This window comes from Amycolatopsis balhimycina FH 1894 (genome assembly GCF_000384295.1).
GTDB classification, from domain to species: Bacteria; Actinomycetota; Actinomycetes; order Mycobacteriales; family Pseudonocardiaceae; genus Amycolatopsis; species Amycolatopsis balhimycina.
Window position 1 is genome coordinate 10,324,083 of record NZ_KB913037.1, and the last position, 11,487, is coordinate 10,335,569.

General features: G+C 72.4%; 12 protein-coding genes and 1 pseudogene. All 13 read left to right on the top strand.

The annotated features are described in order from the left end of the window. Nucleotides 1-477: 477 nt before the first annotated feature. The 13 genes and pseudogenes from A3CE_RS0147470 (at nt 478) to A3CE_RS0147530 (ending at nt 11,446) form a co-directional block, all read left to right on the top strand. Complete coding sequence (locus tag A3CE_RS0147470; RefSeq protein WP_026469561.1) at nt 478-2,076, top strand: phage tail sheath family protein; 1,599 nt, start codon at nt 478-480, stop codon at nt 2,074-2,076. Between the two features lie 49 nt (nt 2,077-2,125). Then, nucleotides 2,126-2,557: a phage tail protein gene (locus tag A3CE_RS0147475; RefSeq protein WP_020647177.1), complete on the top strand. Its 432-nt coding sequence runs from the start codon at nt 2,126-2,128 to the stop codon at nt 2,555-2,557. Then, the gene (locus tag A3CE_RS0147480; protein WP_020647178.1) at nt 2,554-2,910 is read left to right on the top strand and encodes a hypothetical protein; all 357 of its coding nucleotides are present in this window, start codon (nt 2,554-2,556) and stop codon (nt 2,908-2,910) included. Before A3CE_RS0147475 ends, A3CE_RS0147480 begins: the two co-directional genes overlap by 4 nt. A gap of 20 nt (nt 2,911-2,930) precedes the next feature. Further along, nucleotides 2,931-3,095, top strand: a pseudogene (locus A3CE_RS59700) (DUF6760 family protein); the annotation flags it as partial. Beyond that, a complete protein-coding gene (locus A3CE_RS0147490) occupies nt 3,070-3,531 on the top strand; it encodes a phage tail protein (protein WP_020647180.1) in 462 nt (153 codons plus the stop codon). The pseudogene A3CE_RS59700 and the gene A3CE_RS0147490, both read left to right, overlap by 26 nt. Before the next feature lie 1,036 nt (nt 3,532-4,567). Continuing rightward, complete coding sequence (locus tag A3CE_RS57615) at nt 4,568-5,365, top strand: eCIS core domain-containing protein (protein WP_020647181.1); 798 nt, start codon at nt 4,568-4,570, stop codon at nt 5,363-5,365. After that, nucleotides 5,365-6,033, top strand: a complete 669-nt coding sequence (locus tag A3CE_RS0147500) for a CIS tube protein (RefSeq protein WP_020647182.1) — start codon at nt 5,365-5,367, stop codon at nt 6,031-6,033. The genes A3CE_RS57615 and A3CE_RS0147500 overlap by 1 nt, the downstream gene beginning before the upstream one ends. Further along, entirely contained in the window at nt 6,026-7,666 is a 1,641-nt protein-coding gene (locus A3CE_RS0147505) for a VgrG-related protein (protein ID WP_020647183.1), read from the top strand. The genes A3CE_RS0147500 and A3CE_RS0147505 overlap by 8 nt, the downstream gene beginning before the upstream one ends. Nucleotides 7,667-7,678: 12 nt before the next feature. After that, entirely contained in the window at nt 7,679-8,077 is a 399-nt protein-coding gene (locus A3CE_RS0147510) for a PAAR domain-containing protein (RefSeq protein ID WP_026469562.1), read from the top strand. 3 nt (nt 8,078-8,080) lie between these two features. Next, on the top strand, nt 8,081-8,491 hold the full coding sequence (locus A3CE_RS0147515; protein WP_020647185.1) for a GPW/gp25 family protein: 411 nt from the start codon (nt 8,081-8,083) through the stop codon (nt 8,489-8,491). Then, the gene (locus A3CE_RS0147520) at nt 8,488-10,443 is read left to right on the top strand and encodes a putative baseplate assembly protein (RefSeq protein ID WP_020647186.1); all 1,956 of its coding nucleotides are present in this window, start codon (nt 8,488-8,490) and stop codon (nt 10,441-10,443) included. The genes A3CE_RS0147515 and A3CE_RS0147520 overlap by 4 nt, the downstream gene beginning before the upstream one ends. Continuing rightward, on the top strand, nt 10,440-10,964 hold the full coding sequence (locus A3CE_RS0147525) for a phage tail protein (RefSeq protein ID WP_020647187.1): 525 nt from the start codon (nt 10,440-10,442) through the stop codon (nt 10,962-10,964). The genes A3CE_RS0147520 and A3CE_RS0147525 overlap by 4 nt, the downstream gene beginning before the upstream one ends. Then, nucleotides 10,961-11,446 carry a zinc-ribbon domain-containing protein gene (locus A3CE_RS0147530; protein WP_020647188.1) on the top strand — a complete coding sequence of 162 codons (486 nt, stop codon included), beginning with the start codon at nt 10,961-10,963 and terminating at the stop codon, nt 11,444-11,446. The genes A3CE_RS0147525 and A3CE_RS0147530 overlap by 4 nt, the downstream gene beginning before the upstream one ends. The last annotated feature ends 41 nt before the right edge of the window (nt 11,447-11,487 follow it).

Below are 11,487 nucleotides of genomic sequence, written 5' to 3' on the forward strand. Positions count from 1 at the left end.
TGGGCAGCCGGTGGGCGAGCGGTCGGAGACCTGTGGCGAACAATGGGAAAGCGGGACGCGGTGATTTCCGTGAAGCCCGCCCGGATGCTTTTCGGCCGGCGTCCGGCGACGATCTTGAATTCGCGCCGGCGGGACGGCCCGGCGGGTGGAGTGGCTGCCGTGGCGCGATCGGGTTGCGTCGATCGGGTCATGCCTTGCTACGGCAGTCGGCCGAACGCGGGCGCGGTTGATCTTCGTTGCCCCTTGGGGCAGGCAAAGGGGAATTCCCGCTCCCGGCGCGGTGTCATCCGGCCGGTTGCCGTCCGGCGACGAACCCCGGCGGGGTCTTGACGGCGAATTGCGGCGTGGGCAATGTTTACCGCCGGGACGGCGGACGAACAGGGGAGGGCGGCACGGCATCGGGCACCTTCGCGCGAATATCTGACGGAGCGCCGAATCATTCGGCGAGAAATGCACGTCTCGAACGAGGAGTCGAACATGGCGGCGACCTACGGCGCCCCAGGGGTCTACATCGAGGAACGCCCGAGTGGGTCGATGCCGCTGCAGGGGGTCGGCACCGCGGTCGCGGCCTTCGTCGGCTTCACCGCGGCCTACCACGCCGAGGCCGGTGACCCGGCCGACCCGGACGGGGTGAAACCGCAGCTGGTGACGAGCTGGCCGCAGTACGAACGGATCTACGGCGGGTTCGCGCCCGGCATCCTGTTGCCGCACGCGGTGAAGGGCTTCTTCGAGAACGGCGGGTCCACCTGCTACATCGTGCGCATTCCGGCCCCGGACGGGGCGGAGCGGCCCCGGCGGGTGCTGGTGTCCGGCGGCAAGCAGGAAATCGAAACGCTGACCGTGGAGGCGCTCGACCCGGGGGTGAACTGCGAGGTCGTGATCGAACCGCCCGCACCGCCGGCGGAGGGCGAGGAACCCGCCGGGGGCGAGTTCACCCTGAAGGTCGTGGAAGACGGGCAGGTCAGGGAGGACTACCCGGCGGTCGGTCTCGGCCGCGGCCAGCGCGGTGTCGAGAAACTGGTCAACGGGCACTCCAAGCTCATCCGGGTCGAGGTGCACAACGTCCCCGGCACGGCGCTGGCGGACCGGCTGCCCGCCCCCGGCCGGTACCCGATCGAGCCCGCCGCCCCGGCGGCGGCGAGCGTTTCACCGCAGGAGTTCGAAGGGTCCGAGGCGGCGCGTACCGGGTATTCGGGGCTCGCGGTCGCCGACACGGTCAGCATGGTCGCCATCCCCGACCTGATCACCCTCGCCACCCGCGACGACGGTTCGTTCGACGACGAGGTCTACCTGGCCGCGCAGGGACGGCTGGTGGACTGGTGCGAGCGCAGCCGGACGAAGATGGCGATCCTCGACGCACCGCCCGGCCTCGATGCGCAACGCGCCCTGGAATGGCGGTCCGCGCTCGGCAAGGACAGCGCGTTCGGCGCCGCGTACTACCCGCACCTGGTGGTGCCGAACCCGCTCACCCGTCCGGGTTCGACGAACGGCGACCGCTTCCTCACCGTGCCGCCGAGCGGGCACGTCGCCGGGGTCTGGGCGCGGACGGACGGCAGCCGCGGCGTGTGGAAGGCACCGGCCAACGAGGTTTGCCGCGGCGTCGCGCGGCTCGCGAACGACGTGACCGACGGCGAGCAGGACCTGCTCAACCCCGCGCAGGTCAACTGCATCCGGTCCTTCGGGGCCAACGGGATCCGGGTCTGGGGCGCGCGCACCCTCGCGGCGACCGACCAGAGCTGGCGCTACATCAACGTGCGGCGGCTGTTCATCTTCATCGAGGAGACGATCCGGCGCGGGACGCAGTGGGTGGTGTTCGAGCCGAACGACAGCGACCTGTGGGCGCGGGTCCGGCGCACCGTCGCGGCGTTCCTGCACGGCCTGTGGATGCAGGGCGCCCTGGTCGGGGCCACTCCCGACCAGGCCTTCTACATCCTGTGCGACGAGTCCAACAACCCGGAGTCGTCGGTGAGCGAAGGAAAACTGGTCGTCGACGTCGGGCTCGCCCCGGTGAAGCCGGCCGAGTTCGTCGTGTTCCGGATCAGCCAGTGGCAGGGCGGCGCCGCGACATCCGAATAGCGGACGTCGGAACAGCGCGCGTCGGAACAGCTCCCGGAAGGAGTAGCAAGTGCCGGATCTGGCGACGACGTCGGTCTTCGTGCTGGAGATCGACAGTGTCGAGATGGGGAGTTTCCGCAAGGTCTCCGGGATCGAGTCGGAGACCGAGACGATCGAGTACAAGGAGGTCACCAAGGACGGCCGGATGATCATCCGCAAGCAGCCGGGCGCGATGAAGTGGTCCGACATCACCCTGGAGCGCCGGATCGACAGCTCGCACTCGCTGTGGGAGTGGCGCAAGGAAGTGATCGAGGGCGACATCGACAAGGCCCGCCGGCACGGGTCGATCGTCGCCAAGAACTCCAAGATGGAGGAGGTCGCCCGGTGGAACTTCACCGACGGGTGGCCGTCCAAGTGGACCGGCGCGGACTTCGACGCCGGCGCCAACGACGTCGCGACCGAGAAGGTCGTCATCACCCACGAAGGCCTGGTCCGCGCGTGAGCCTGCACACCGAATACCCCTTCACCCTGCCGAAGGGCTATGTGGACGACGAGGGCTCGCTGCACCGCACCGGGGTCATGCGGCTGGCCTGCGCCCGCGACGAGATCGAGCCGCTGCGCGACCCCCGGGTCAAGGAGAACGAGGCCTACGCGACGGTGATCGTCCTGGCGAAGGTGATCACCGAGCTCGGCGACATCGCCCAGGTGACGCCGAAGGTGGTCGAGAAGCTGTTCGTCAGCGACTACCAGTACCTGCAGGACTTCTACCGGATCATCAACTTCGGGGACGCGAGCATCCTGGAGACGCTGGAGCCGGGCAGCCCTTTCCCGCAGGAGGTGCTGGCGGTGGACTAGCGCGCTACGCCGTCGACGAGCTCTGGCGGGAGGTCGCGTACCTGGCCTACCACCTGCACTGGGGCCTGGACCAGCTGCTGGACCTCGAACACGGCGACCGGATCAGGCTGCTCACCGAGGTCGGCGGATTGAACGAACGGTTCTGGCAGGGGGTGGAAGGTGACCGGGACGGCACGCACGCCTGACCCGCCGTTCACCGGCCGGTTCGTGTTCCTGGTGGACGGCCTGACGATCGGCGCGTTCACCGAGGTGTCGGGACTGTCGGTGCAGATCGACACCGAGGAGCTGGCCGAGGGCGGCCAGAACCACTACACGCACAAGCTGCCCGGCCGGATGAAGTGGCCGAACCTCGTGCTCAAACGCGGGATCACCGATTCGGACAACCTGTTCGAGTGGTTCGCCAAGTGCTCCGGCGACGGGTTCGCGAAGGAGGACAACCGGCTCGAGCGGCTCGGCGGTTCGGTGAAGCTGCTGGACACCAAGGGCCAGACGGTACGCCGGTGGAGCTTCGTCGAGGCCTACCCGGTGAAGTGGACCGGACCACGGCTGGCGGCGTCCTCCCGTGATCTCGCCGTCGAGGAGCTGGAGGTGTGCCACTGTGGCTTCAAACCGGAGAAGTAACCCTGGTGGTGCGGCGCGTGGACGGCTCTCCCGCGTGACCCGCCGGCTGCTGCCGGTCCGTGCGCGGACCGGGCACCGGCCGGGTGGCGGGGTGGCCGCGTTGCCGGTGCGGCCGCCTTGGTGGCGCGTGGTCGCCCGATGGCTGGTGGCCCGGCTGAGCCCGGGTGGGGAGCCTCGCCGGACGACGGCTTCCGGGCGATCGGCTCCGAAACCCCTGCTGCCCCGGACGATCGACCTCACCTCCCAGCGGGAGACCCCGGGCATCGGGAGCCCGGTGCCGCGCTTGGTGACGGGACGCGCTCTCGTTTCCCGGTCGCGAACGGCCTCGCCCGGCACGGTTTTGCCGGGCGTGGGTTCGGCGCGCGCGGCTTCGGCGGGCGCGGTTTTGCCGGGCGTGGGCTCGGTCGGCGCGGTTCGGGTGAGCGCGGTGTCGGCTGGCGCGAATCGGGCTGGAATGGCTTCGGCAAGGCCGGTCACGTCCGAGGCAGCTGGAGTGGACTCGGCGAACACCGCCTCGTCGGCGGGATTTTCAGCCGGTTTGGCCGGGAGGGTTTCGGCCGGAGGCCGAACGGGGGTCGCCTTGTCCGGCGCGGCTTTGGCCCGCAGGAGCCTGGCTGCGGCGGACTCGGCCGGAGGAACTCCTGCCCGCCCGGCTTCGGCCGGATTGACCTCGGCTGCGCGGGATCGAGCGGCCTCCGCGAGAGGGATTCTGCCTGCTGCTCGCGCTTCGGTAAGCGTGGGCTCGGTGCGGGAACCGGCGGCCGCCGGTCCGGCGAGAGGAATCCCGGTCGGCGCGGGTCCGGCTGGAATGACCTTGGTTGCGCGGGCCCGGGCAGCAGGGGCTGCGAGTGGGATCTTGCCCGGCGCTCGCCGCGCTTCGGCAAGTGTGGGCCTGGTGCGGAAGCCGGCCGCTGCCGGTTCGGCGAGAGGAATCCCGGTCGGCGCGGGGTCGGCCGGAATGGCCTCGGTGGCACGGGATCGGGCAGCCGCAGCCTCCGCGCGGAGGATCTTGCCCGGCGCTCGCGCTTCGGCAAGCGTGGCCTCGGGAACCGGCGATGAGCGTCTCCTCGCCGCACCGGCGTCCGGGCTGCGGACGGTTCGCCGGGCCGTCGACGAGCCCGCGCGGGAACCGCGGACCGCCGAACAGCGCTGGCGGGCGGCCGTCGCGCGGCAGCCGCTGGAGACGCCCCGGGCGTTCCCCGCCGCCTTCCGTCCGATGGTCGCCGGGCTGACCGGAAGCGGCTCCCGTGTGCGGTACACCACCGGCCCGCGCACCCGGGCCGCGCTCGCCGCCGCCGGTGCGCTGGGCGCGACCACCGGCAGCACCGTGCACCTCAGCGCGCCGCCGGACACCCGGCCGTCCTCGATCGGTGTGCTGGCGCACGAACTCGCGCACGCCCGGCGGCCCGTCGGCAGGCCACGGTTCCTGCTGGGACTGCCCAGTGGTGCGGCCGACGAGGAAGAACGCGCCGCGCAGGCCGTCGGGGACCGCGCGGCCCGGACGGTCTCCGCCGGCGTCGTCGACGGCCTGCCGGTCGGCGGTGCGGGCACGGCCGGAGTCGTGGACGTCGCGACGCAGGCCGCGCGATCCGCGGTGGCCGAGCACGCGGCCGAGCAGCTGACCCAAGCCCGCCAGGCGAGCGAAGCGGTGGACACCGTCAGCGAGGCAGCCGGAGAAGCCCGAGCCACGGCCGGGCACGCGGTGGCCGAGGCGGCCACGACTGTCGCAAAGGGACCGTCCGGTGTCGATCTCGACCGGATCGCCGAGGCGCTGGAAGAGCGGGTGCTGCGGCAGCTCGAGCGCCGCGGCGGCCGGTACTCGGGGGTGTTCTGATGTCCGCTCCGGTGAAGGCCTACCTGCAGATCGAGGGCGGCGGGCGGATCGAGTGCATGTTCAACCCCGCCGAGCTCACCATCGCGAAGTCCAACACCTGGAGCTCGAAGGAGGCCAAGGGCAAGAACGCGCCGGAGCTGCGGTTCCAGGCCGGCCAGTCGGCGACACTGACCATGAGCCTGACCTTCGACACGACCCGCACCGGTGACCCGGTCACCCAGCACACGGACCAGCTGCTGGGCCTGATGAAGGTCGACCCGAAGCTCTCCGGCTCCGATCGCGGGCGCAACTCCGCCCGCCCGCCGTGGGTCGAGTTCCACTGGGGCGCCACCTACTCCTTCAAGGCCGTCGTCGAACGCCTGCAGATGCGGTTCACCTACTTCGCCGGCAGCGGGACGCCGTTGCGTGCCAAGGCCGACGTGTCGCTGAAGCAGTGGAAGGACGAGGCCCAGCTGCCGCTGCAGAACCCGACGTCGTCGACGCCGTCGCTGCACACCGTCCACCAGCTGCTGCCCGGGGAGACGCTGGACCGGATCGCCGCCGCGGCCTACGGCGACCCGACCCGGTGGCGGGTCATCGCCGAGGCCAACGGCATCCTCGACCCGTTGCGGCTGCCCGAAGGCGTCTCGCTGGCCGTGCCCGAGCTCGAGGTGCGCCACCGTGACTGAGGAACGCCGCCTCGACGGCGTGCTCGTCACCGTCGACGGCTCGCCGCTGCGCACCGAGCTGTACGGGCGGCTCACGCTGGTGCACGTCGAAGAGTCCGTGCAGCTGCCCGACACGTTCCTGCTGCGCTTCGACGACCAGCACTTCGAGCTGTTCGACGAGGACCGGTTCCGGCTCGGCACGGCGATCGGCATCGCATTCCGCGCCGAGGGGGAACCGGTCGTGGTCACCTCCGGCGAGGTGACCGCCGTCGCCGTCGAAGCCGGGGCGAGCGGACGGCACGAGCTCGTCGTCACCGGGCTCGACCTGACCCACCGCCTGGCCCGCGGAGGCAAGTCGCGGGCGTTCACCAACATGACCGACGCCGACATCGCCCGCCGGATCGCCGGGGAGTACGGCCTCGACACCGACATCGACGGCACCGGCGAGATCCGCGAGCACACGCTGCAGCACGGCGAGACCGACTACGCGTTCCTGCGGCGGATCGCCGGCCGGATCGGCTACGACTTCTGGATCACCGAACGGAAGTTCTGCTTCAAGCGCAAGCCGGCCGAGCGGCACCGGCCGCCGGTGCTGGTGTGGGGCGGCAACCTCCACGACTTCCGGGTGCGCTTCGCCTCCGCGGAGGCCTGCGACGAGGTCGTCGTCACCGCGTGGGACCCGGTGGACAAGCGGGCCGTCACCGGCCGGGCGAGTACGCCGGACCCGGGGTCGGACGCCCCGGCGGTCGCCGAGATGGCCGCCGCGGCGCGCCGCGGCTTCGGCGCGGTGACCCGGCGGGCCGGCCAGTTCCCGGCGGCGAGCAAGCCGGAAGCGGACGCGCGGGCCGAAGCGTTGCTGCGCAAGGCTTCGGGCGGCCAGGTCGTGCTGCGCGGCGAGGCGGCGGGCAACCCGTGGCTGGGTGCGGGCACCGACGTCCAGCTCGACCGGGTGGGCCGCCGCCTGGCCGGCAAGTACCGGGTCACCAGCGTCGAGCACATCTACGGCGCCGGCCGCCCGTACGTGACGCGGTTCGTCTGCGGCGGCCAGGAGTCCGAGGGGCTGGCCGACCTGCTCCGCGGCGAGGCCGAGCACCGCGGCTGGGGCAGCCTGGTGGTCGCCGTGGTGACCAACAACGACGACAAGGCGGGCCAGGCCCGGGTGAAGGTGCGGTTCCCGACCCTGACCGACGACGAAAGCACCTGGGCCCGCGTGGTCGCGCCCGGGGCCGGCGCGAAGCGGGGCGTGCAGTGGCTGCCCGAGGTCGGCGACGAGGTCCTGGTCGGCTTCGAGAACGACGACAAGGCGCGGCCCCTGGTGCTCGGCGGCCTGTGGAGCCGCAAGGACGCGCCGCCGGAGGCCACCGTGTCGAGCGGCGGGAAGGCGGACCGGCGGATCCTCGCCAGCCGCAAGGACCACCGGCTGGTGCTGACCGACGACCCCACCAGCTCGATCGAGCTGAAGCTGGGCGACTCCGGGTGCCTGCTGCACCTGGAGCAGTCCGAGTCGAAGCTGACCGGCGAGCGCAAGCTCGTCGTCACCGCCGACCGGATCGAGGTCAAGGCGGGGCAGAAGCTCGTGCTGGAGGGACCACAGGTGGAGATCACGGCCACCGGCGCGGTGACCGTCTCCGGCAAGCCGATCAAGCTCAACTAGGGAAGGCGACGAATGGCACAACCCGCAGCGCGGCAGGGGGATCCGGTGACCGGCATGGACACGCACGTCGTGCTCGTGCCCTCGCCGGGCGGCCCGGTCCCCACTCCGACGCCGATGCCGTTCTCCGGGAAGCTGGTGTCCGGGCTGTCCACCGACGTGCTCGTCAACGGCCTCCCGGCCGCGACGGTGAACAGCGGCGCCCAGAACCTGCCGCCGCACCTGCCACCGCCGGGCGCGTCGTTCTCCCGGCCGCCCGCCAACACCGGCACGGTGCTGACCGGTTCGGTCACCGTGCTGTGCAACGGCAAGGGCATGGCCCGCACCGGCGATCCGGTGCGCACGTGCAACGACCCCGTGGACGCGCCGACGTCGGCCATCGGGCCTGGTTCGGCGAACGTGCTGGTGGGCTGAGGCATGGCGGAACGGGCGGACCTGATCGGCCGCGGCTGGGCGTTTCCCGGGCAGCTCACCCCCGGCGGCGGCGTGCGGCTGGTGAGCGGGGGCGAGGAGATCGACGCGGCGTTGCGGCTGATCCTGTCCACCGCGCCGGGGGAGCGGGTGATGCGGCCGGACTTCGGCTGCGCGATGTGGGAGAACCTGTTCGCGCCGGTGAACTTCGACACCCTCGGCCGGATCGAGCAGAGCGTGCGGGAGGCCGTCGCGCGCTGGGAGCCCCGGATCGAGCCGCTCACCGTGACCGCCACCGCCGACGGGGACGGCGCGCGCGTGTCGATCGACATCGCCTACCGGATCCGGGCGACGAACGACCACCGCAACCTGGTGTTCCCGTTCTACGTGATCCCCCAGGAGGAAGCGGCGCCATGAGCCTGCCCGCGCCCCACCTCGACGACCGCCGCTTCCAGGACATCGTGGACGAAGCCAAGCGGCGCATCGCCCGTCACTGTCCCGAGTGGACAGACCACAACGTCTCCGACCCCGGTGTCGCGCTGATCGAGCTGTTCGCGTGGATGACCGAGATGATCCTCTACCGGCTCAACCAGGTGCCCGACCGGCTCTACGTCAAGTTCCTCGAGCTGGTCGGCATCGAGCTGGCCTCGGCCTCACCCGCCCGGGCCGACCTCCTGTTCACCCTGGCCGCGCCGCCGGAGCAGGCGATCCGCGTCCCGGCGGGCACCCAGGTCGGCACCGAGACCGGACCGGACGCCGACCAGATCGTCTTCATGACCGACCGCGACCTGCAGCTGGTGGCGCCGGTGCTGCAGGCCTGCCTCACCCGCACCGGCGGCCGCTTCACCGACCACACCGAGGAACTCGGCGTGGAGCCGATCGCGGTGTTCGGCTCGCTGACCGTGGCGGACGCGCTGTACCTCGGGTTCGAGAACTCGCTGGCCCGCAACCTGATCGAACTGGAGGTGGAGGTCAGCGGTGCGGCCGGCCGGGGCATCGACCCGCGCAACCCGCCGCGGCGGTGGCAGAGCTGGGACGGCCGCGACTGGCGTGACGCCCGGATCCTGTCCGACACCAGCGACGGCTTCAACACCTCGGGCGCGGTCACGCTGCTGCTGGCGGGGGACCACGAACAGCTCGCGATCGGCCCGGTCCGCGCGCACTGGCTCCGCTGCGCGCTCGTCGAGCCCCTGGAAGACGGGCGGACGTACGACACGTCCCCGATGCTGCACGGGATCGACGCCACCGGGCTGGGCGGCGAGGTGGCGGCCCACCACGCCGAGCCGGCCCCGCGGGAGCTGATCGGCACCAGCACCGGGGAGCCGGGCCAGATGTTCGTCGTCCGGCGCGCTCCGGTCCTGCCGCGCCGCGGCGGCGAGACCGTGCAGGAGGTCCTCGCCCGCCGGGACAACGGCAGCGAGCCGGAGGTGCGCACCTGGACCGAGGTGGCCGACTTCACTGACGCGAGCCCCCACGACCGGGTGTTCACCTGGGCCGGGGCCACCGGGGAGATCCGCTTCGGGCCGAGCGTGACGGGCCGCGACGGGCGGGTCCGCCATTACGGCGCGGTCCCGGAGGAGGGTGCCCAGCTGTGGGTCACCGGCTACCGCTACGGCGGCGGGCGGCGGGGCAACGTCGGGGCGGCCAAGCTGATCATCCCGCTCAGTGCCATCCCGTCGGTCGACTCCGTCCGCAACCTCGAGCCCGCCACCGGTGGCGTGGACGCCGAGACCGTGGACAACGCGAAGATCCGCGGCCCGCTGTACCTGCGGGGCGGGCACCGGGCGGTGACGGCGAAGGACTTCGAACGGCTGACGCTCGAAGCCGCGCCCGGCGTCGCCCGCGCCCGGTGCCTGCCGCCGGCGAAGTCGGGGGAACCCGCCCGGCTGCTGGTGGTGCCGCGGGTGGACGTGGCCCCCGAGGCGCTGCGGCTGGCCGACCTCGCGCTGCCGCGCGAGCTGTCCGACCGGATCAAGGTCTACCTCGACGCCCGGCGCCTGCTGACGACGCAGGCCCGCATCGACGAGCCGTCGTACCAGGGCATCACCGTCGTCGCCGAGGTGCACGCGGCGCCGACGGTGCAGCCGGAGAAGGTCCGCGCCGACGCCGAATCGGCGCTCTACGCCTACGTCAACCCGGTGATCGGCGGCCCGGCCGGGCGCGGGTGGCCGTTCGACACGGACCTGTCCATCGGCGACGTCTTCTCGGTGCTGCAGGGCGTCGCCGGCGTGGCGCGGGCCGAGACCGTGCACCTGTTCCTGGCCGACCTGCGCGGCAAGCGGCAGCCCGAGGAAGCGGGCCAGCGCGTCCGGCTCGCCCCGGAGGAGCTGTTCCTCTCGGTGGCCCACCGGGTGGTGGTGCGGCAATGACCGGCGGCTGGCTGCTCGCGCAGCTGCCCGCCGTGATGGGGCGGGACCCGGTGATCTCCGGCTTCGTCCGGGGTTTCGAGGAGATCGCGGACTCCGTGCGTGATCAGATCTCCGACCTCGAGCACGAGCTCGACGTCGGGCTCGCTTCCCCGGAAATGCTGGTGTACCTGGCTTCCTGGCTCGGCGTCGAGCTGGACGCGACCCGCGTGGGCGACGCCGAGGTCCGGGAGGCGCAGCGGCGCCTGATCCGCGCGGTGGGGCAGGCACTGGTGTGGCGCGGGACCCGCCACGGTGTCGAGACGCTGCTGGAGGCGCTCACCGGCAGCCGGGTCGAGGTGATCGACCCGGGCGGCATCTTCGCTCCCGGTGACACGGTGCCCGCGGCCACCGACGTCGTGGTGGTCCGGCTCGACCACACCGGCGGGCTGAGCGAGCGGCAGCTGCGGGCGTTCCTGGCCGAGGAGCTGCCGATAGGTGTGCGCGTGGACCTGCGGGTCCGGTCGGCGGGAGGTGCCGGATGAGACCCGGTCCGCCGCCCGGCTGCCCGGAGTGCGGGCGCCCGCTGCCACCGCAGGGCGCCAAGCTGTGCCCGAACTGCGGCTACCCGCTGCTGCTGGAGCGCCCGGCGGTCGCGGAGCACGAGCCGCGCAAGGCCGTGTACAAGCCGACCGACCAGGGGCCCGGCGCGCCATCCGTCCCGTCCGGCCGCATGCCGCTGCCGCCGGGTCCGGCGCCTTACGGCTACCCGGCGCCGCGCCGGGTGGAGGTGCCGGGACCGCACTGCGGCCGCTGCGGAACGATCAACCCGCCGCACCGGAAGCGGTGCGAGACGTGCGGCGAGGAACTGTGGCCCGGCGCGGCGTCCCCGGCTCGCTGGATGCCGCGGCCACCGGAGATGGCACCGGCGCCACCGCGGCGGCGCTCGTGGTGGAAGCTGGTGCTGCTGATCGCCGTCCCGCTGCTGGCGGTCGGCGCGGTCTGGCTGCTGGCCCTGCTGCTGTAGCACGCACGCAGCTGCGCCGAGATGTCATGAACGACTCCTTG

Coding starts and splice junctions, on each gene's coding strand:
- A3CE_RS0147500 (WP_020647182.1), top strand. CDS start 5,365: ATGTCCGCTCCGGTGAAGGCCTACCTGCAGATCGAGGGCGGCGGGCGG.
- A3CE_RS0147525 (WP_020647187.1), top strand. CDS start 10,440: ATGACCGGCGGCTGGCTGCTCGCGCAGCTGCCCGCCGTGATGGGGCGG.
- A3CE_RS0147515 (WP_020647185.1), top strand. CDS start 8,081: ATGGCGGAACGGGCGGACCTGATCGGCCGCGGCTGGGCGTTTCCCGGG.
- A3CE_RS0147510 (WP_026469562.1), top strand. CDS start 7,679: ATGGCACAACCCGCAGCGCGGCAGGGGGATCCGGTGACCGGCATGGAC.
- A3CE_RS0147520 (WP_020647186.1), top strand. CDS start 8,488: ATGAGCCTGCCCGCGCCCCACCTCGACGACCGCCGCTTCCAGGACATC.
- A3CE_RS0147470 (WP_026469561.1), top strand. CDS start 478: ATGGCGGCGACCTACGGCGCCCCAGGGGTCTACATCGAGGAACGCCCG.
- A3CE_RS0147530 (WP_020647188.1), top strand. CDS start 10,961: ATGAGACCCGGTCCGCCGCCCGGCTGCCCGGAGTGCGGGCGCCCGCTG.